Annotated in this window: 15 protein-coding genes and 1 pseudogene; 5 read left to right on the top strand and 11 right to left on the bottom strand. The window is 65.0% G+C overall.

The window, feature by feature from the left end; genetic code table 11:
* The first annotated feature begins 10 nt into the window (after window positions 1-10).
* The 4 genes and pseudogenes from prmA (at window position 11) to ACYZGB_RS13045 (ending at window position 3553) form a co-directional block, all read left to right on the top strand.
* Complete coding sequence (gene prmA, locus ACYZGB_RS13060; protein WP_063458979.1) at window positions 11-916, top strand: 50S ribosomal protein L11 methyltransferase; 906 nt, start codon at window positions 11-13, stop codon at window positions 914-916.
* A gap of 55 nt (window positions 917-971) precedes the next feature.
* Window positions 972-1037 (top strand): annotated as a pseudogene (locus ACYZGB_RS13055) (MJ0042-type zinc finger domain-containing protein); the annotation flags it as partial.
* A 516-nt stretch (window positions 1038-1553) separates the two neighbouring features.
* Complete coding sequence (locus ACYZGB_RS13050; RefSeq protein ID WP_462388845.1) at window positions 1554-2624, top strand: DUF3426 domain-containing protein; 1071 nt, start codon at window positions 1554-1556, stop codon at window positions 2622-2624.
* A gap of 32 nt (window positions 2625-2656) precedes the next feature.
* Window positions 2657-3553 (top strand): carbohydrate kinase family protein, encoded by an 897-nt coding sequence (locus tag ACYZGB_RS13045; RefSeq protein WP_462388789.1) that lies wholly within the window; start codon window positions 2657-2659, stop codon window positions 3551-3553.
* Window positions 3554-3733: 180 nt separating this feature from the next.
* Here the strand turns inward: ACYZGB_RS13045 and ACYZGB_RS13040 are convergent, their stop codons facing one another.
* The 8 genes from ACYZGB_RS13040 to ACYZGB_RS13005 all read right to left on the bottom strand — a co-directional run bounded on the left by ACYZGB_RS13040 (window position 3734) and on the right by ACYZGB_RS13005 (window position 14025).
* Window positions 3734-4336 carry a histone gene (locus ACYZGB_RS13040; RefSeq protein WP_462388788.1) on the bottom strand — a complete coding sequence of 201 codons (603 nt, stop codon included), beginning with the start codon at window positions 4334-4336 and terminating at the stop codon, window positions 3734-3736.
* Between the two features lie 184 nt (window positions 4337-4520).
* The gene (locus ACYZGB_RS13035; RefSeq protein ID WP_462388787.1) at window positions 4521-5717 is read right to left on the bottom strand and encodes a ribonucleotide-diphosphate reductase subunit beta; all 1197 of its coding nucleotides are present in this window, start codon (window positions 5715-5717) and stop codon (window positions 4521-4523) included.
* Between the two features lie 135 nt (window positions 5718-5852).
* Window positions 5853-8798, bottom strand: coding sequence for a ribonucleoside-diphosphate reductase subunit alpha (locus tag ACYZGB_RS13030; protein ID WP_462388786.1), 2946 nt, complete (start codon window positions 8796-8798; stop codon window positions 5853-5855).
* A gap of 371 nt (window positions 8799-9169) precedes the next feature.
* Window positions 9170-9790: a 1,6-anhydro-N-acetylmuramyl-L-alanine amidase AmpD gene (gene ampD / locus ACYZGB_RS13025; RefSeq protein ID WP_462388785.1), complete on the bottom strand. Its 621-nt coding sequence runs from the start codon at window positions 9788-9790 to the stop codon at window positions 9170-9172.
* Window positions 9774-11282 carry a sigma-54-dependent transcriptional regulator gene (locus tag ACYZGB_RS13020; RefSeq protein WP_462388783.1) on the bottom strand — a complete coding sequence of 503 codons (1509 nt, stop codon included), beginning with the start codon at window positions 11280-11282 and terminating at the stop codon, window positions 9774-9776. Before ACYZGB_RS13020 ends, ampD begins: the two co-directional genes overlap by 17 nt.
* An 11-nt stretch (window positions 11283-11293) precedes the next feature.
* Window positions 11294-12997, bottom strand: coding sequence for an ATP-binding protein (locus ACYZGB_RS13015; RefSeq protein ID WP_462388781.1), 1704 nt, complete (start codon window positions 12995-12997; stop codon window positions 11294-11296).
* Window positions 12998-13000: 3 nt separating this feature from the next.
* Entirely contained in the window at window positions 13001-13231 is a 231-nt protein-coding gene (locus tag ACYZGB_RS13010) for a PP0621 family protein (protein ID WP_108617293.1), read from the bottom strand.
* Entirely contained in the window at window positions 13228-14025 is a 798-nt protein-coding gene (locus ACYZGB_RS13005; protein WP_462388779.1) for a cytochrome C assembly family protein, read from the bottom strand. Before ACYZGB_RS13005 ends, ACYZGB_RS13010 begins: the two co-directional genes overlap by 4 nt.
* Window positions 14026-14127: 102 nt before the next feature.
* Here ACYZGB_RS13005 and ffh point away from each other — a divergent pair, with 102 nt between their 5' ends.
* Window positions 14128-15507, top strand: coding sequence for a signal recognition particle protein (gene ffh / locus ACYZGB_RS13000; protein WP_462388778.1), 1380 nt, complete (start codon window positions 14128-14130; stop codon window positions 15505-15507).
* Between the two features lie 133 nt (window positions 15508-15640).
* Here ffh and ACYZGB_RS12995 read toward each other — a convergent pair whose 3' ends face one another.
* The 3 genes from ACYZGB_RS12995 to ACYZGB_RS12985 all read right to left on the bottom strand — a co-directional run bounded on the left by ACYZGB_RS12995 (window position 15641) and on the right by ACYZGB_RS12985 (window position 20317).
* Window positions 15641-16489 carry a C13 family peptidase gene (locus ACYZGB_RS12995; protein WP_462388775.1) on the bottom strand — a complete coding sequence of 283 codons (849 nt, stop codon included), beginning with the start codon at window positions 16487-16489 and terminating at the stop codon, window positions 15641-15643.
* A 250-nt stretch (window positions 16490-16739) separates the two neighbouring features.
* Entirely contained in the window at window positions 16740-18752 is a 2013-nt protein-coding gene (mdoH, locus tag ACYZGB_RS12990) for a glucans biosynthesis glucosyltransferase MdoH (protein WP_462388773.1), read from the bottom strand.
* On the bottom strand, window positions 18725-20317 hold the full coding sequence (locus tag ACYZGB_RS12985; protein ID WP_462388772.1) for a glucan biosynthesis protein G: 1593 nt from the start codon (window positions 20315-20317) through the stop codon (window positions 18725-18727). The genes mdoH and ACYZGB_RS12985 overlap by 28 nt, the downstream gene beginning before the upstream one ends.
* Window positions 20318-20409 lie beyond the last annotated feature (92 nt).

Here is a 20409-nt window from a genome sequence, read left to right as displayed (position 1 = left end):
AGAGGCGTCTATGTTTGAGCTGAGTCTGATGTGCCCTGAGGACTGTATCGAGCCGGTCAGCGATGCGCTGGATGCGCTCGATGCGCTTTCCGTGTCGGTAGAGGATGCCGATGCCCAGACCGACGCCGAGCAGGCGCTGTTTGGCGAACCCGGCATGCCGCCGCCCAAGGATGGCTGGCAGCGCAGCCGTGTGGTGGCGTTGTTCCCGTCCGAAGTGGCGGCGCGCGAAGCGCAGCAGTTGCTGGTGGTGCAGGACTTCTTTGTAGGCTGCCAGGTGCTGGGCGTGGCGCAGGTGGCCGAGCAGGACTGGGTGCGGCTCACGCAGTCGCAGTTTGCGCCGGTGGACATCACGCCGGATTTCTGGATCGTCCCCACCTGGCACGAACTGCCTGCGCAGGCGGTGCGCAGCATCCGTCTGGACCCGGGCCTGGCCTTTGGAACGGGCACGCACCCCACCACGCGCATGTGCCTGCGCTGGATTGCGCGCAACGGGGCGGTGCAGCCGGGGGCTGGCAACAACCCGCTGGGCCGGGTGCTGGACTATGGCTGCGGCTCGGGCATCCTGGCCATTGGTGCCGCCAAGTTTGGTGCCACAGACATTGACGCGGTGGACATCGATCCCGCCGCTGTGGAATCCACGGCGCAGAACGCGCAGGCCAACGGCGTGCAATTGAGCGCCGGACTGCCCGACAAGGCTCGGGGCGAGTACCAGACTGTGCTGGCCAACATCCTCGCGACCCCTTTGCGGGTGCTGGCGCCTTTGCTGTGTGCCCATGTGGCGCCGGGAGGGCATTTGGTGCTCGCGGGCATCCTGGAGCGCCAGGCCGATGAGCTGAAAGAAGCCTATGCGCCATGGGTGCGGCTGGAAGTGGCGGATGCCGAAGACGGCTGGATCTTGATGACCGCCCAGCGCTGAGCCTGCGCGTGTCCCGCCTGGGCTGGGGTGGCACGGCCCCTACAATCCAACGCTGATGAGCCAGATCACTCGCTGCCCGTCCTGCGCCACCTCCTTCAAGGTGGTGGCAGACCAATTGCGCATCTCGGAAGGATGGGTGCGGTGTGGCCAATGCAAGGAGGTGTTTGACGCCTCTGCGCATTTGCTGCCAGTGGCCCCGGCCGCCCTTTTGCCCGATGTGTCGTTGACTGATGTACGGCCGTCCCCGGCGCCCACCGCTCGAAAGAGCGATGCCGAGCGTGCATGGGGGGGCGGGGCCGCGCCGCCTTCGTCCCCAGCGTTGGAGAGGGGCGCTCAGGCGGCTCCTATGGCTGCACATGCTGCGCATCCCGCTGCGCATGCAGATGCCGGAGTCCATCACGCAGGCACTTCACTGCCCATGGCTGCGACACCCCTGGCACCGGCAATGCCTGTGCTGGATATTCCTGCGCCCACTGTGCCTGCGTTCCTGGCCGCAGGGGCGGCGGCTTCCGATGCGAGTGCCTTGAACCTCGCGCCGACCACGCCGTTTTCCTGGCGGCCTGTCCCCACGCCGTGGGCTGCAGAGGCGATTGATTCCGGCCCATCGCTGTCGGAGCCTACAGTTGCTGGACAGGCCATGGAAGACGCCGTGTCAAAGCCGGTGTTGGCTGCTGCTTCTGCTGCTGCGGGGGGGGCTGGTGAGGAGGCGGCGCTGCCCACCGTCGTGGCTGATGCCAATGTGGCCGGGGCTGCGGAGGTCGTGCGGGGTGGGTACGAGCTTCCTGCTGCCGAGCCGCATGACCTCATCGGGCTTGACGACCCGGTGACCTTGGGGAAGGTCGGGGGGGAAAGTTCCTTGGCTGGAGTCGGCGAGGCCCTGGTCGAAGCGACGGGGCGCGCTTTGGAAGCGGAGCCCGCGCTGGAGCACCATGAGGAGGCGCTTTCCTCTGACTTGCCGAGCGCAGACCATCATGATGCCCCCCCGGTAGTGCCCGCGACTCTGGGGGCGGTGCCTGAGCCCCTGCCGTCGGTGGATTTTGTGCAGCGGCCCGTGGTGGATGAGATACCGGCTGCGTTGGAGTTGGTCGCCGATGACTCGCCGGCTGCGGTGTTGCAGGCCCGCAGCCGCAAGCCCATGGCCAGCCCGGCGGATGGAGATGAACAGGGCGAAGAGAGTGTGCATGAGGCCGGGCCGGAGGTCAGTTTTGTGGTTGCTGCGCGGCGCAAGGCTTTCTGGCGCAAGCCGATGGTGCGGGCTGTGCTGGTGCTTGTGTTGCTGGTCTTGGTCGTGGGTTTGGTGCTACAGGTAGCCGTCCAGGAGCGTGACCGCATTGCAGCCACGGACCCGCGTGCAAGGCCGTGGTTACTCAAGTTGTGTGAGCCCTTGCAGTGCGAGGTCGCTCCACAGCGCCAGATTGCCGATGTGGTCATCGACAGCTCTTCGTTCAACAAGGCCCGGGGCGACAGTTACCAGCTGGCGTTGGCCATGAAGAGCAAAGCGGACATTCCATTGGCCATGCCGGCGGTGGAGTTGACCTTGACCGATGCCCAGGACCAGCCTGTGCTGCGCCGGGTGCTGCTGCCGACCGACATGGCTGCACCGGCGGAGCTGCCAGCGCGTGGCGAATGGAGCACGTCGGTATCGGTGATCGTGACCACGGGCGGTGCGCGCGTGGCGGGGTACCGGCTGCTGGCGTTCTATCCCTGAATTTTTACCAACCTACGGACCGATTCATTTCTATGGCTGCCCTCATTTGTGGTTCCCTGGCATTCGACACCATCATGACCTTCGAGGGGCGCTTTGCCGAGCAGATCCTGCCCGACCAGTTGCACATTCTCAACGTGTCGTTCCTGGTGCCTTCTCTGCGCCGCGATTTTGGTGGGTGTGCGGGCAATATCGCCTACAGTCTCAAGCTCCTGGGTGGTGAGCCTTTGCCCATGGCCATGCTGGGCAGCGATGGGGCCGACTACCTTCAGCGGCTGGAGTCGCTGGATATCGATTGTCGCCACGTGGGCCAGGTGCAGGACACCTACACCGCGCAGGCCATGATCATGACGGACCGCGACAACAACCAGATCACGGCCTTCCATCCGGGGGCCATGATGCAGGCGCATGCCAACCGCATTGATGCGGGCACCAAGGCGCGTGTGGGGATCATTGCGCCCGATGGGCGTGATGCCATGCTGGCGCATGCAGCCCAGTTCGTTGCGGCGGGCATTCCTTTTGTGTTCGATCCTGGCCAGGGGCTGCCCATGTTCAGCGGGGAAGAGCTGGCGAAGTTCATTGACCAGGCATCCTGGGTCACGGTCAATGACTACGAAGGAAAGATGTTGAGCGATCGCACTGGCTGGACCCTGGCTGAAATTTCGCGCAAGGTGGAGGGGTTGGTGGTTACCTTGGGGGCCGAGGGCTGCGAGGTATGGGTTGCAGGCGAAAAGACCCATGTGCCTGCCGTGGTGCCGACACAGGTGGTGGACCCTACGGGATGTGGGGATGCCTGGCGTGGTGCGCTGCTGTTTGGCCTGGAGCGGGGCTGGGCGCTGCCACGTTGCGCGGCGCTGGGCAACCGCGTGGGGGCCCTCAAGATCGCGCAGCGTGGGCCGCAAAACTACACATTGGATTTTGCGGTGGAGTGAGCCGTGATCGGGGTTGGGTAAAGGGACCTGAACAGATGTTTGAGCCCGGTCCAACGCCGACTTGATCTGATGCCGCTGCGAGGTGTGGCCCATGCTGCCTCCCCGTTTATTGGCTGGCGTACAGCAGGCGTAAAAAAACCCGGTGCACAGGCACCGGGTTGAGCGTGTGATACGCCTGAATTAAGGCTTGTTGCCCGTAGGGAAGGGCCAGGCAGCCTGAGGGTTCAAGGTGGTCTGCGCTGCTGGTGCGGCAGCAGGGGCAGGCGCCTTGGGGGCCTTTTTGGCGGGAGCAGCTTTCTTGGCGGGAGCCTTGGCAGCGGCCTTCTTGGCAGGTGCTGCTGTCTTCTTGGCAGGAGCGGCCTTCTTGGCGGGGGCTGCGGGCTTCTTTGCTGCTACGGCCTTTTTGGCTGGAGCGGCTTTCTTGGCCGGTGCTGCTGCCTTTTTGGCAGGAGCGGCCTTCTTTGCTGCTACGGCCTTTTTGGCTGGAGCGGCTTTCTTGGCCGGTGCTGCCGCCTTCTTGGCGGGTGCAGCCTTCTTTGCTGCTACGGCCTTCTTGGCTGGAGCGGCTTTCTTTGCTGGCGCAGCTGCCTTCTTGGCTGGTGCAGCCTTCTTGGCGGGGGCGGCCTTCTTTGCTGCTACGGCCTTTTTGGCTGGAGCGGCTTTCTTTGCCGGTGCTGCTGCCTTCTTGGCAGGCGCAGCCTTCTTCGCTGCTACGGGCTTCGCAGTTGCAGCTTTTTTCGCGGGTGCAGCCTTCTTGGCGGCGGGTTTTTTCGCAGTTGCCATCATGTTCTCCTTGGGTCAATTTGCAAAGAGCACTTCCTGTCTACAGTGGACAGAAAGCGATCCATAGAGATGGAATAGAACTCCATCTCCATGAACACGGGAACGCTCCACACGGCGGCGCTCTGTGGCGCTGTCTGTCTGGGGCGTGGTGTAAAAATCCATGGTGGTGTGATGCGAAAAGGCGCTAGTCCCAGGACAGCGCACCACCGGACTGGTATTCAATAACCCGGGTTTCGAAGAAGTTGCGTTCCTTCTTCAGGTCGATCATCTCGCTCATCCACGGGAACGGGTTCTCTTCGTTGGGGAACAACGTCTCCAGCCCGATCTGCGTAGCGCGGCGGTTGGCGATGTAGCGCAGGTAGCCCTTGAACATCGAGGCATTCATGCCCAGCACGCCGCGTGGCATGGTGTCTTCGGCGTAGCGATACTCCAGCTCGACCGCCTTGAGGAACAGCGCCTTGATTTCGGCCTTGAACTCGGCGGTCCACAGGTGCGGGTTTTCCAGTTTGAGCTGGTTGATCAGGTCGATGCCGAAATTACAGTGCATGGACTCGTCACGCAGGATGTACTGGTACTGCTCTGCCGCACCGGTCATCTTGTTCTGGCGGCCCAGTGCCAAGATTTGTGTGAAGCCCACGTAGAAGAACAGCCCTTCCATCAGGCAGGCGAACACGATCAGCGACTTGAGCAGCGTCTGGTCGGTCTCGAAGGTGCCGGTGTGGAAGTTGGGGTCCATGATCGCCTCGATGAAGGGGATCAGGAACTCGTCCTTGTCGCGGATCGAAGCGACTTCCAGGTAGGCGCTGAAGATTTCGCCTTCGTCCAGGCCCAGCGACTCCACGATGTACTGGTAAGCGTGCGTGTGGATCGCTTCTTCAAACGCCTGGCGCAGCAGGAACTGGCGGCACTCGGGTGCGGTGATGTGGCGGTAGGTGCCCAGCACGATGTTGTTGGCAGCCAGCGAGTCGGCAGTCACGAAGAAGCCGAGGTTGCGCTTGATGATGCGGCGCTCGTCCTCGGTCAGGCCGTTGGGGTCCTTCCACAACGCGATGTCGCGCGTCATGTTCACTTCCTGCGGCATCCAGTGGTTGGCGCAGGTGGCGAGGTACTTTTCCCACGCCCACTTGTACTTGAACGGCACCAGCTGGTTGACGTCGGTCTGGCCGTTGATGATGCGCTTGTCGGCTGCGTTGACGCGGCGATGTGCGGTTGCTGCTGCAGCGGTTGGAGCAACGGCGGAGGCCGTCATCGTTGCATGCACGGCTTGCAGGGAGGGGGGCTGGAAAGACAGGGGCGGCTGTTCCGCCGGGTGGCTCTTGTTCAGTCCACCGTCCAGTTGATTTTGCGATGAGGGCTTGACTTCTTCGTCCCAGGACAACATAGATTTTCCAGTGTTCGGATTATGAAAGCAGTGCTGCAAAAAGGAAAGCACTGCAGCGTTGTGCAGCAACGTTTTGTTGCTTCACAGCACCGGCACAACACCTTGGATCAGTCCGAGGTGTTGTGCGCGAAGTCCTTATTGGCAGGCTTCGCAGCCAGGATCGTCGATGGCGCAGAACTTCACATCCGTGGCGGGCACCGCTGCGGACTGCACAGCAGCGGCGGCAGCCGCCGCTTCGAGTGCACTGGGCTGTGCCTGCACGGGGGCGGATGCTGCGGACGCGCCGCCGTCATTGCCCGAGGACACCGCATTGAGCTGGCGTGTGTTCACCGTGCTCATCTCGACGTGTGTAGCGCTCTGCGTGCGCAGGTAGTACGTGGTCTTGAGGCCACGGATCCAGGCCAGCTTGTAGGTGTCGTCGAGCTTCTTGCCTGATGCACCTGCCATGTAGATGTTGAGGCTCTGGGCCTGGTCGATCCACTTCTGGCGGCGCGATGCGGCTTCCACCAGCCACTGCGGCTCGACTTCAAACGCTGTGGAGTACAGCGCCTTGATGTCCTGCGGCACGCGGTCGATGGGGTGCAGCGATCCCTTGAAGTGCTTGAGGTCCATGATCATCACGTCATCCCACAGACCCAGGCGCTTCAAGTCACGCACCAGGCCGCCGTTGATGACGGTGAATTCACCCGACAGGTTGGACTTCACGGACAGGTTGCCGAACGAAGGCTCGATCGAGGCATCGACGCCGATGATGTTGGAGATGGTGGCCGTCGGGGCGATGGCGACGCAGTTGGAGTTGCGCATGCCGTCCTGTGCAATTTTCTTGCGCAGGGCATCCCAGTCCAGTGTGGACGAGCGATCCACTTCCACATAGCCGCCCCGGGCCTGCGAGAGCATGTCCAGCGTGTCGAAAGGCAGGATGCCGCGGTCCCACAGCGAGCCCTTGTAGCTGGAGTACTTGCCGCGCTCTTTGGCCAGCTCGGTGGACGCCCAGTAGGCGTAGTAGCAAATGGCCTCCATCGACTTGTCGGCAAATTCCACCGCTTGCTGCGATGCATAAGGAATGCGCAGCTCGTACAGGCTGTCCTGGAAGGCCATCACACCCAGTCCCACCGGGCGGTGGCGCAGGTTGGAGTCGCGCGCCTTGGTGACGGCGTAGTAGTTGATGTCGATCACGTTGTCCAGCATGCGCATGGCCACCGTGATGGTTTTCTTGAGCTTGTCGTGGTCGATCTGACCATTCTTCAAGTGCTGCAGCAGGTTGACCGAACCCAGGTTGCACACGGCGGTTTCGGTGTCGCTGGTGTTGAGCGTGATCTCGGTGCACAGGTTGGACGAGTGCACCACACCGGCGTGCTGCTGGGGCGAGCGCACGTTACAGGCATCCTTGTAGGTGATCCAGGGATGGCCAGTCTCGAACAGCATGGTCAGCATCTTGCGCCACAGGTCAGTCGCCTGCACCGTCTTGGCTGGTTTGATCTCGCCGCGCGCTGCCTTTTCTTCGTAGGCCACATAGGCTTTTTCAAAGTCGGCACCGAACAGGTCGTGCAGATCCGGCACGTTGGAGGGCGAGAACAGCGTCCAGGTGCCCTTCTCCATCACGCGGCGCATGAACAGGTCGGGGATCCAGTTGGCCGTGTTCATGTCGTGCGTGCGGCGGCGGTCGTCGCCGGTGTTCTTGCGCAGCTCCAGGAACTCTTCGATGTCGAGGTGCCAGGTTTCGAGGTAGGTGCAGACCGCACCCTTGCGCTTGCCGCCCTGGTTCACCGCCACGGCCGTGTCGTTCACGACCTTGAGGAAGGGCACCACGCCCTGCGATTCGCCGTTCGTGCCCTTGATGTGCGAGCCGAGAGCGCGCACGCGCGTCCAATCATTACCCAGGCCGCCAGCAAACTTGGACAGCAAGGCGTTTTCCTTGATGGATTCGTAGATCCCGTCCAGATCGTCGGGCACCGTGGTCAGGTAGCACGAGGACAGCTGCGAGCGCAGCGTGCCGCTGTTGAATAGCGTGGGCGTGCTCGACATGAAGTCGAACGACGACAGCACTTCGTAGAACTCGATGGCGCGGGCTTCGCGGTCGGTTTCGTTCAACGCCAGGCCCATGGCCACGCGCATGAAGAAAGCCTGGGGCAGTTCGATGCGGGTCTTCTTGACGTGCAGGAAGTAGCGGTCATACAGGGTCTGCAGGCCGAGGTAGTCGAACTTCAGGTCGCGGTCGGCCTTGAGTGCAGCGCCCAGGCGCTGCAGGTTGTATGTCAGCAGGCGTTCGTCCAGCAGCTCGTTGTCCACGCCCTTTTTGATGAACTGAGGGAAGTATTCGAGATAGGCTTGGCCCATCTCGGCCTGGGTCACTTCCTTGCCCAGCACTTCGCGCACGATGGTGTGCAGCAGCAGGCGGGCCGTGGCGTAGGTGTAGTCAGGGTCTTTTTCGATCAGCGTGCGCGCGGCCAGGATGGACGCCTTGTAGACCTCGTCCATGGGCACGCCGTCATAGAGGTTGCGCATGGTCTCGGACACGATGGGGTCCGCCTTGACGTCTGCGCCCAGGTTCACGCAGGCCGATTCGATCAGAGCCTGCAGGCGGCCCAGGTCCAGGGCAATGCGTGCATCGCCGTCCAGCACATGCAGCAGCGGGGCGGATGCCACGGGGGCTTGCTGCTCGCTCTGGCGTGCGCGCTCCTGGGTGCGGCGTTCGCGGTACAGCACGTAGGCGCGGGCCACTTCGTGGTGGCCGCCACGCATCAGGCCCAGCTCCACGTGGTCCTGCACGTCTTCAATATGGAAGGTGCCGCCGCCGGGGCGCGAGCGCACCAGTGCCCGGGTCACGTTGTGGGTCAGTGTGTCCACCACTTCGCGGACGCTGGCGGATGCGGCCCCCTGCGTTCCGTGGACTGCCAGAAAGGCCTTCATCATTGCCACTGCAATTTTTTGCGGTTCGAACGGCACCACGGCGCCATTGCGGCGAATGATTTGATGGTGTGCGAACTCGTTGCTGGCTGTTGCCGCCGGGGTGGCCTGGGATTCGGTGGAGTCTGCCGGGCCGGGCTGGGCGGTGGAAGGCGTGTTCAAAGCAGCTTGCATGGGTGTCCTCTTCTTTGGGCTGTCTGGAGTGGGAGAGCGGCGTAAGTGGGCGCCGCGATGGGGAAGTGGTGCGCCGGACTTCAGTCTGTCGCACACTATATATGGTGTGTCATGTGTGTTCAAGACACTACCGGTAGTGTACCGCCTGAGTCGGCCTGAAAAAGGGAAACAAGCTGTGTTAGGCCCCCGGTGCACGGGCGGAGCATCCGGCGTGAAGCCCTTACGGGTGTTGCGATGGACTTTGCAAACCCAGCAGTGGCGGGTGCTGGCGGCGGATTGTCCCTTCGGGGCCGCGTGGTGGCTGGATGAAAAAAAATGTGCAAATGCACAAAGAAAAATACCGGGCTGACGCTCCGATGCGACAGCGTTTCTCAGTACGGAAAAGGCGCAGGGGGCTGTGTGGCCTCGGGAAACTGTTGGCGCGGCCAGTCCAGCGCTTTCTGCAGGGCGGCCCAGTCGAATCCGGAGCCAGGGTCCTGCTTGCGCCCGGGGGCAATGTGCTCATGTCCCGCTACATGTGCGATGGGATAACGCTTTGCGATGTCCTTGCACAGCCTGGCCAGGGTCTGGTACTGGGGAGGCTCAAAGCCCAGGCCTTCCAGGCCCTCCAGCTCAATACCGATGGAGTCGTCGTTGCATTGGGCGCGCCCCCGGTAGAACGACTGCCCCGCGTGCCAGGCACGCAGGTCGCAGTCCACAAACTGCCATGGCACCCCCAGGCGGTCGATGAAAAAATGGGCGGAGACCTGCAGACCCCGGATGCCCTGGTAATAGGGGTGGGCATCCCAGTCCAGGGTGTTGGTGAACAGCTGCTGCACAGCGCCCGTGCCAAATTCTCCCGGCGGCAGGCTGATGGAGTGCACCACGATCAGATCCACCGCCTGGGCGGTTGCCGGGCGCGCACCGTGGTTGGGTGATTCCAGGCGGTGTGCGTGGCGGTGCCAGCCGCCATCCCAGACGGAGGCGCGCTGCGCGTCATCCCATGTCGTCATGCGGGTCCTGGTCGTTCGGGACGGCGATGTTCAGGCGCGCGATGCGGTAGCGGATCTGGCGCAGGCTGATGCCCAGCCGCGCGGCGGTGGCGGTCCGGTTGAACCCGGCCTCCTTGAGCGCGCGGATCAGTATCTCGCGCTCTTGCTGGTCCAGCCAGGCCTGCAGGTCGCTGGGCAGGGGGGCGGCGCAGGTGGTGGTTTGCGGGGCCGAAGCGGTGGCATCGGTGGTCTGCGCCTGGGGGCTGCTCCCAGGTGATGCCGCCGGGCGCACTGTCTGTGGGTCAGTGGCACCGGTGGGCCAGTCCACATGCAGTTCCTCGCCATCGCTGAGCGCCACCGCGCGGTGCAGCAGGTTCTCCAGCTCCCGCACATTGCCTGTGAGCGGGTGGGCGGCGATGGCGGCGATGGCGCGGTCGGTGAGGGCTGGCACGGGCATGCCGGACTCCTGGGCGATGCGGGACAGCAGCGCTGTGCAGAGCGCGGGCAGGTCCTCGCGCCGCTCCCGCAGTGGCGGGATCACGATCTCGATCACATTGAGCCGGTAGTACAGGTCCTGCCGGAAGCGGCCGGACTGCACATCGGCTGCCAGATCCCGGTGGGTGGCGCTCACGATGCGCACATCCACGGTTTCTTCCTGGGTGGAGCCCAGGGGACGCACGCTGCGTTCCTGGATGGATCGCAGTAGCTTGGACTGCATGGCCAGTGGCAGATCGCCGATTTCGTCCAGGAACAAGGTGCCCCCGCGTGCGGCCTGAAAGTACCCGTCCCGGTCCTGGGTGGCGCCGGTGTACGAGCCCTTGCGGGCGCCAAAAAATTCGGCTTCGAGCAGGTTCTCCGGGATCGCACCACAGTTCACCGCCACCAGGGGGCCGTCGGCCCGCTGGCTGCTGGCATGCAGCGCCTGGGCTACCAGCTCCTTGCCAGTGCCTGATTCGCCGTGGATGAGCACCGGCGCCATGCCGCGCGAGACCTTGACCACCCGCTGCTTGACGTTGCGGATGGCTTCTGAGGCGCCGACCAGTTTGTCCAGCGCCGCATTGCCCGACGCATGCTCGGCCGCCGTGGCCGGTTGGCGTTGTTGACCGGGGCTGCGGGCGGCCCGGGGGGCGGGCACCCCGCCGGTGCCTTGCACCGCCGAGGCCACTACCGAGCGAAACTGTTTCAGGTCCACAGGTTTGGTCAGGTAGTCGAAGGCGCCCGAGCGCAGCGCCTCGACCGCATTTTCTGCCGAGCCATAGGCGGTCATGACCACACAGCGCTCCCGGCGCTGCTGGTCACGCAGGTCCTGCAGCAGCTCCATGCCAAAGCCATCAGGCAGCCGCATGTCGGTGATCACGGCATCGAAGCGGTGGGCCTTGAGTTGGTCACGTGCCTCCTGCACGCTGGATGCCGTCTCCACGCGGTAGCCTTCGCGCAGCAGGGTCAGTTCGTACAAGGTGCGCAGATCAGGTTCGTCATCAACGACGAGGATGGAGGCGGCAGGGGCGTTCATGGCAATCCGGTTCAGACCACGATGGTGTCAAACAGCGTCGCGGCGTCGGCAGGGCGGGTGGTGCGGCGGAAGCCCACGGTGAACGCGTTGCCTCCGGTCTCGCCCCGCAGCGTAGTGCGGTTCAGCCGCTGGTAACTGATGGACGCCCCATGGCGCTGGCACAGTTCGCGGCAAATATAGAGGCCCAGGCCGCTGGAGCGGCTCTCGGACGAGAAAAAGGGCTCAAACAGGTGGCGCTCCACGGATTTGTCCATGGGGGCGCCGTCGCTCCACACCTGCAAGCTGACCTGGCCCGCCGGGGTGGTACGCGTGGCAACACACAGGGAATCGGGCTCCGGCCCCATGTAGCGCAAGGCATTGTCCAGCAGGTTCACCAGCACACGGCGCAGGTGTTCGCCATCAAACTCCACCTGTGTGGCCTGGGTGTCCAGCATGACCACAGCACGGCGCTGCACCGGGTCCTGGGCCTGCCAGTCGCGCCAGATCTGGGCAACGGTCTCGTCCAGCTGCAGGGTGGAGGCGGGCGCGTGGCTGATCTGGTGCTGGACGCGGGCGATATCGAGCACTTCTTCGGCAATGCGCGCCAGCCGGTCTGCGTTCTGCTGGACCATGTGGGCCAGGCGTTTTTGTGCCGGGTCGTGCAGGTCTTCCTCCAGCAGCGCGTTGGCCTGCACGATGGCCGCCAGGGGGTTGCGGATTTCATGGGCAACGGCCGCAGACATGCGGCCCATGGCCGCGAGTTTTTCGGTGCGCAGGCGGGCTTCCATTTCGCGCAAATCGTGCAAAAACATCACACACAGCCGCTCGGTGTGGGCCTCGCGGGCGGCCTCCCGGGTCGATGTGAGCCAGGTGCGCACATGCAGGCCGGTCGGGCTTTGGCCCGGGTGCAGCAGGTCCACATCCGCCGTCTGGGGTTGTTCGTGGCGAAAAGTGCGCCGGGCCAGGATCAGCAATGGCTTCCAGGGGGAGGCGGACTGCAGGGTCAATGGCAGGTCGGGCAGGGCACCACTGGCCAGCAACTGCAGACCGGCCGGGTTGGCAACACGCACCACATCGTTCTCGTCCACCACCAGCACGCCGTCGGTCAGGTTCTGGATGACCAAGGCACTGACCTGGGTCTGCACGCGGGCCGCAATCTGGCTTTGCTGCGCCACTTCCTGCTCGCGCGCCAGCCGGGTTGCCAACTGGTGCACCAGGTAGCTCACGATGAAGTAGCCCGTGCCGGTGAGTGCGCTTTGCAGGTAGCGCTGTGCGTCATCTTCGCCCGTGCGTGCACCCATCCACCAGGCCCATCCCAGCAGCAACAGGGTGACGCCCGCCGTGGTGCCCAGCGCCAGCGTGAGCGTGCCCAGCACCGCCGCCATCAGGATGGGCAGGCCGAACAGGGGTGTGAAGTTCATGGTGCCTGCGTGCAGCAGCTGCATGGCCGTGATGGCAGCGAGGTCGAGGCCGATGGACGGGAGCCACTGGGGCCCCGCGCCAGGCGAAGGCGGGCCCTGCCGGGCCAGCACGCGCAGGGCCACGGTGGCTACCAGATAGGCCACGCACAGCACCAGCACGGTGGTGTCTGCCACCTGGTTGATGATCTGCCCCGCGCCTTGCAGGACCAGCAGGGCGAGCGCCACCATGACGCGGCCGGTGAGGAAGCCGCGCCACATGCGCACAAAAGACGCATCCACCGTGGCCAGGTAGTTGCCAGCAGGCAGGGTTTGCATGGCTCAGGCCGGGCCCAGCTGCCGGTGTTCGGTGCTGCAGTAGGCCTGGTTGCCGAGCATCACGGCCTCTGCCTGGGGGATGTGCACGCCGCAATGCGCGCAGGCCAGCATGTCCTGCGGCAGCGCGCGTGGCGAGGGAGACGATGGTTTGGGCGCGGCATCGTCCGGCGCGCGGCGGCTGCGCCAGATACCGATAGCGACTGCCAGAACCACGAACAAGACCAGGTACTTCATGCGCTGCGGCCCAGAACAACTTCGAGGACAAACCGCGAGCCCACATAGGCCAGCAGCAGCAGGGCCGCTCCGGCATACAGCACCCGCACCGCGTTGCGCCCGCGCCAGCCAAAACGCGCGCGCCCCAGCAGCAAGGTGGCAAACGTCAGCCACGACAGCAGGGAGAAGATGGCCTTGTGGTCCCAGCGCCAGCTGCGGCCATAGAGGGCCTCGCCAAACAGCCACCCCGCCAGCAGGGTGGCGGTGAGCAGCACAAAACCGGCGGTCACGAAGCGGAAGGTCAGCCGCTCCAGGGTAAGCAAAGGGATGCCGCTGTGTGGGTCTTCCGCCTGGCGGATGTGGCGCTCGGCGCGGGTCATGAGCCAGGCGTGCACCACGGCCGCCGCAAACAGGCCATAGCAGGCAATGCCCAGGGCCAGGTGCAGGGGCAGCCAGGCCGATGCAGCCACATGCAGCGGCTGCCCCGGGAAGACCATGGCCAGCACGATGGCTGCAGCGCCCAGGCCCGCCAGCACCCAGCGGGATTGCATCTGCGGAAACAGCTGCCGCTCCACAGCGTAGACCGTGAGCACCAGCCAGGCAGTCATCGACAGGGCCGGTGCAAAACCAAAGCGGGGGGTGTCGCCCCACAGGCCCCACACCAGCACCGCACCGTGCAGCACCCAGGCCACCAGCAAGGCGTTGCGGGCTGCTGTGGCGCCCAGGCGCGAGGCTGCGGCGGCTGGCACGGCATATGCCACCGCGGCGGCCAGGGCCAGCAGCCAGCTGATGGGGGAGCTACTCGCTAAAATCATGGGTCACAGTTTAGCCTTTTGCCCCCACCGCCAGCGCCCTGGCGGGCCTGTCCGCTCCCGACCTTGTGTTGATCGCGCGCAGGCAACACCGGAACTTCCCCTATGGCCTCCGCCCTTACCGACAAACTCTCGCGCCTCGTCAAGGAGATGCGCGGCCAGGCCCGCATCACCGAATCCAACGTGCAGGACATGCTGCGCGAGGTGCGCATGGCCCTGCTGGAGGCCGACGTGGCCCTGCCTGTGGTGCGCGACTTCATCGCCCGCGTGAAGGACAAAGCACTGGGCCAGGAGGTGCTGGGCTCGCTCAAGCCCGGACAGACGCTGGTCTCCATCGTCAATCGCGAGCTGGCCGCCACGATGGGCGAGGGCATCTCCGACATCAACCTCGCCGCCCAGCCCCCGGCCATCATCCTCATGGCGGGCCTGCAGGGTGCGGGCAAGACCACCACCACCGCCAAGCTGGCCAAGCACCTGATCGAAAAGCGCAAGAAGAAGGTGCTGACCGTCTCGGGCGACGTTTACCGCCCGGCCGCTATCGAGCAGCTCAAGACTGTCACCAAGCAGGCGGGCGCCGAGTGGTTCCCCAGCACGCCCGACCAGAAGCCGCTGGACATCGCACGCGCTGCGCTCGACTACGCCAAGAAGCACTACTTCGACGTGCTGCTGGTCGACACGGCCGGCCGCCTGGCCATTGACGAAGCCTTGATGAAGGAAATCAAGGACCTGCACGCCACGCTGAACCCGGTCGAAACGCTGTTTGTGGTCGATGCCATGCAAGGGCAGGACGCCATCAACACCGCCAAGGCCTTCAAAGAGGCGCTGCCCCTCACCGGCATCGTGCTGACAAAGCTCGACGGCGACTCGCGCGGCGGTGCGGCGCTGTCGGTGCGGCAGATCACCGGCGCGCCCATCAAGTTTGCCGGTGTCTCGGAAAAGATCGACGGCCTGGAGGTGTTTGATGCTGAGCGCCACGCGGGCCGCATCCTGGGCATGGGCGACATCGTGGCGCTGGTCGAGCAGGTCACGGCCGGGGTGGACATGGAAGCCGCGCAAAAACTGGCGGCCAAGGTCAAGAGTGGCGATGGGTTCGATCTGAACGACTTCCTCTCTCAGATCCAGCAGATGAAGCAGATGGGGGGGCTCTCCAGCCTGATGGACAAGCTGCCGTCGCAGCTCACCGCCAAGGCCGGAGCCATGGACATGGACAAGGCCGAGAAGGACATCAAGCGCAAGGAAGGCATCATCCAGAGCATGACGCCGCTGGAGCGCCGCAAGCCCGACCTCATCAAGGCCACGCGCAAGAAACGCATCGCCAACGGGGCGGGCGTGCATGTGCAAGAGGTCAACCGCCTGCTCAAGGAATTTGAGCAGATGCAGGGCATGATGAAAAAGATGAAGGGCGGCGGCCTCATGAAGATGATGAAGCGCATGGGTGGCATGAAAGGCATGGGCGGTGGTGGCATGCCCAAGATGCCGTTCTGACGTTCTGAGTCTCCTGGCGTTGGTTTGAAAAAAACCCTGAAGAGGCGTGGCCTCTTCAGGGTTTTTGTATTCAGGGCGGTGGCAAGGCACACCTGCCTTGGTGGCTGGGCGCCCTGTGAGCGCCCGGATGGGCTTATGGCGCCTGCAGCCAGTGCTTGAGCGGCTGATTCGCCCACGCCTTGGCCTCCTCACCCACAAAGATGCTGGGCTGGGAGGCCGGGAGCTTGCGGCGCTTTTCCTGCGCCGCGATGTTTTTTTGCGCCTCGCCCATCCAGTCGGTCACCGAAAGGCTGGCGCCACCCGCCTGGCCAAACAGGGCTTCGGCAAAGGGTGTGTGGTTGCCGCCGTATTTGCACTGGAAGCTGGCGCGGCGCGCGTCCGTGGCCGTGATCACCACGCGGTTCGGTGCCTTCAGGGGCTCGACAAAGGCGCCGCTGTAGCAGGCGGACAACACCACCAGCACGGGCACCTTGTTGAGCGGTGCCAGCGCATCGCTCAGGGCCTGGGGCGTGAGGGGCTGCAGGTTTTTGCCGCCCGCGCTGATGTTGAGCAGGCCGGGGTTGCTGTGGGTCGATATGAACAGCAGCACGCGGTCGCGCGGGCGCGCCACCTCGGCCGTTTTGGACATCACCAGCGCAAAGTTTTCTGCCGTGACCTGTGGCCAGTCGGTGGGTTGGTCGCGCGCGGGGTTGGCCAGCTTGAGCATCAGCGCGTTGGGGTCGATCTCCTTGACCCGCTGCTCGGCCAGCAGCACGTCGTTGCGGAACGCCTTGGCCTGCGAGTGCATCGCAAAGCCCGCAAAGATGATGCGCCCAGGTGGTTCGGGGGGCGGAGGTGGGGGCGCCGGGGTGGCGATCGGGACGGGCTTGTGGGGCGGCGCCGGGGTGGGCTGGGCGCAGCCCACCAGAGTCAGGGTCAGGGCCAGTGCGCTGGCCTGGATCAGCCGCCAGCGGGCGGCAGGGAACAACAGAAGAGGTGGCATCGATAGCGGGGCCGCGCGGTGCCACAGACCACCGTCAGGCAGAACGGTCTGGGCGCAGGGGCCGGGTGAAAAGGACACGCATCGTAACGACTTGCCAGGCACGGGTTACAGGGCATGGAGGCCCAAAGTTTGAAGGTTTTTAAGGCCTCTGCGCGCGATGGTAAACACTTTATTGCTATCAAATATATAGTAAATGCGAAAAAGCCGGTGTGGACGCCGGCTTGTGGTTTGTGCCTGATTTTTCACATTGTCACAAAACGGCCAGCGGCGCGGGCCGGGCCAGGCGGCTGGCGTGCAGCCAGGCGCGGCGCAGCACCGGGGGCGACCAGGACTCCTCGGGGATCAGCAGCAGGCGCTGCGCACGCAGGGCCCGGCCCAGGTCGATCTGGCTGGTCCAGACCGCCAGCGGAATCGCCAGCGCCAGCGGCAGGCCGACGGGCATCAGCCACAGCAGTGCGCTGCTGTCGATCAGGGCGACGCCGAGGGCCAGCAGGCCGATCACCCCGCTCATCGGGGCCAGCTGGCGCACCGCGTGGCGCCAGGGCACGGCATGGGCTTCGCGCGGGGGCGACTTCCACTCCAGCTTCAGGCCGGTGAGCGCGATCAGCACAAACAGCGAATGCGCCAGCATGCGGATGGGGGCCTGCAGGATGGCCAGCACGCTCTCCAGCGCGGCGCTTTTGAGCAGGCTGAAGGTGCCGCCATATTCCTTTTGCTCGCGCCGCATGAACACGGCGGCCACACCCAGAATGCGGGGCAGGAACAGCAGGCACAGCGTCCACGCCCACAGCGCCAGCAATTCGGCGGGCAGGATGTGCCAGTCGGCCACCAGCTTGGCGCCCGACAGCCACAGCGCCGTGCCCAGCGTGAGGAAGGCGAGCCACAGCGGCGCTGACAGATACGCCATGGCCCCGGTGATGAACATGGAGCGGTGCACGGGGTGGATGCCCGGCTCGGCCATCAGGCGCGCGTTCTGCAAGTTGCCCTGGCACCAGCGGCGGTCGCGTTGCAGCTCGGCCAGCAGGTCGGGCGGCTGCTGCTCGTAGCTGCCGACCAGGTCGGACACCAGCCACACGTGGTAGCCAGCGCGGCGCATCAGCGCGGCCTCGACAAAATCGTGGCTCATGATGCCGCCTGCGAGGCCACCTTTGCCGGAGATGGGCGCCAGGGCGCAGTGCTGCATGAAGGGCGCCACGCGGATGATGGCGTTGTGGCCCCAGTAGTGCGACTCACCCAGCTGCCAGTACTGCATGCCCAGCGTGAACAGGCGGCCTGTGACGCGCGATGCAAACTGCTGCGCGCGGGCATGCAGCGTGACGTGGCCAATCGCCTGCGTGGCGGTCTGGATGATGCCGGCAGAAGGGTTGGCCTCCATCAGCTTGGCCATGGAGACGATGCAGGAGCCGCTCATCACGCTGTCGGCGTCCAGCACCACCATGTAGCGGTAGTCCTTGCCCCAGCGGCGGCAAAAGTCGGCCACGTTGCCCGCCTTGCGGTGGGTGCGGCGCGTGCGCAGGCGGTAGTACACCTGCACCTGGGGTTGCGGGCTGTGCTGTGCCAGGGCGCTGCGCAGTGCCTCCCAGGCCGCGCGCTCTGCGGCTGCAATGGCGGGGTCGTTGCTGTCGGACAGCACGAACACGTCGAAGCTGGCGCCGTGGCCGGTGGAGGCGACTGACTCGCAGGTCGCCCGCAGCCCGGCAAACACCGTGGCCACACCCTCGTTGCAGATCGGCATGATGATCGCGGTGCGCGCCTCAGGGGCCAGTGCATGTCCTGCCACGCTGCGCACCGACAGCGCATGGGGGTCGCCACGCAACATCACCCAGAAGCCCATCAGCCCGGTGAGAAAGCCGGTGACCACCCAGGCCGACAGCAGCGCAAACAGCGCAATCTGGCCGTAGCCCAGCCAGGCGTTTTCGTAGTCGGGCTGCACACCCGCAAACAGAAAACTCGCCAGCGCCGTGGCCAGCACGGTGAGCAGGGCAAAGGTCCAGCGGCGGCGCTGCGCCGCCTGTTCCCAGGCCTGTGGGGGGCTGTCGGCCTGCGATGCGTGGGGCGCATTGCTGCGGCCCCGGCCGGTCAGCCGCAGCAGCAGTGCCGTGCCGATGCTGTTCCAGAACCCCCGCCAGGGCAGGGGCACCATGGATCCCCGCTGCAGCGGGGGCGCGGTGACGGCATTGGGGTGCCGCTCCTCGCGCAGGGGGCTGCGGGGCGGATGGGCGGGCACCGGGGGGCTTACTCGGGAAGAATGATGTGCGTCCATGTTTCACTCACAGCGTGGTTGTCGTGTTGGAGAAAAGCGCGCAGCTCGATGGGCCGGTCGGCCTGCTGGCGCTGGATGCGAACGGTCATGCGCCACTGGCCGGTGGCGGGGTTGCGGTAGACGATGTTTTCCAGCACCTGGCTATTGGCATCGCTGGTCACCACCGCCTTCACCGTGGCGTCGGCGGGCAGGGCCTGGAGGGCCGGGCCGTCGAAATCGACCACGTACTGCACCTGCTGGCGCAGTGCCTCGGCGGGCTGCTTGGAGTAGCCCATGCCGCGCCGCGATTGCGTGGCCCAGGCGCTGGGCGGGCGCTGCTGCGCATCGCCTTGCCAGCTCAATTCGTACGCAAACTCCAGCGGCTGGCCGGGTGGCGGCATCTGGGCGGGCACCCAGTACGCCACGATGTTGTCGTGCGTCTCATCGGGGGTGTTGAGCTGCACCAGCTCCACGCGGCCTGCGCCCCAGTCGTGCAGCGGGCGCACCCAGGCGCTGGGGCGGCGTTCGTAGCGGGCCTCCACGTCCTCATAGCTGGCCCACTGGCGGTCGCGCTGCATCAGGCCGAAGCCCTTGGGGTTTTGGGTGGCGAACGAGGTGACCAGCGTCTGCTGCGGGTTTTGCAGCGGGCGCCACAGCCATTCGCCGTCGCCCGTGGCTACCATCAGGCCGTCGGAGTCGTGCACCTCGGGCCGGAAGTCACCCTTGCGCGGCTGGTTCTCGCCAAAGAAGAACATGCTGGTCAGCGGCGCAACGCCCAGCGTGGCGATGGGCTTGGCGCTGCCTGTACCCGTGCTGGGCCGCACAAAGATGCGGCTGCGCACAGTGGTGTTGGTTTGTGTGCCGGGCTGGATGTCGAAGCGGTAGGCCCCGGTGGCGCGGGGCGAGTCCAGCAGTGCATACACCGTGACCTGGGTGGCCAGCGGGTCGGGCCGCACCAGCCAGAACTCGGTGAAGCGTGGGAATTCCTCACCGTTGCCCCCTACGGTGTCGATGGCCAGCCCCCGGGCCGACAGGCCGTATTGCTGGCCTTTGCCCAAGGCTCGGAAGTAGCTGGCGCCCTGGAAGACCACCAGTTCATCCTTGTAGGTGTTGGCATTGAGGTGGTTGTGCAGGCGAAAGCCCGCAAAACCCAGGTCGCCCCAGGCCTCGGGGCGCACCTGGTTTTTGCCGTAGTCGAAGTCGGCGCGGCGGTAGCTGATGTGGCGAGCGCCCTGGGGCGTGACTTCGTTGATCAGGACGGGCTCTTTCTGGTACAGGCCCAGGTGGAAGAACATAGCCTCGAACGGCAGCCTGTCGGCGCGCCACAGGGCGCGGTCGGGGCGCCAGCGGATGTCGCGCACCTGGTCGTAGTCGAGCTGCGCGAGGTCTGCAGGCAGCTTGTCGCTGGCGGCTTGGTAGGGCTTCTCGGCCCGTTCGCGTGCGATGCGGGTGACGGTGTCGAAATCGAAGGCCGGGCCCGGTGTCTGTGCCTGGGCTACCCCGGTCAGCAGGGTGGTGGCCAGCACCACCGCAGCCCGCAGGGAGCGGCCAGTGGCACGTAGGCGGCAGGAAAAAACAGTTTGCATGCCGACACTAGGGCAAACCCTGTGCCAACTTGAGAAAACTGTTTTAAATCAGTGACTTACGCAGTCATTTGCATGTAAGCAGTTGTGCGGGG

The organism is Acidovorax sp. Q11, assembly GCF_054950075.1.
The sequence above is the reverse complement of the archived record's forward strand: the minus strand, read 5'-3'. Positions and strand labels throughout refer to the sequence as shown.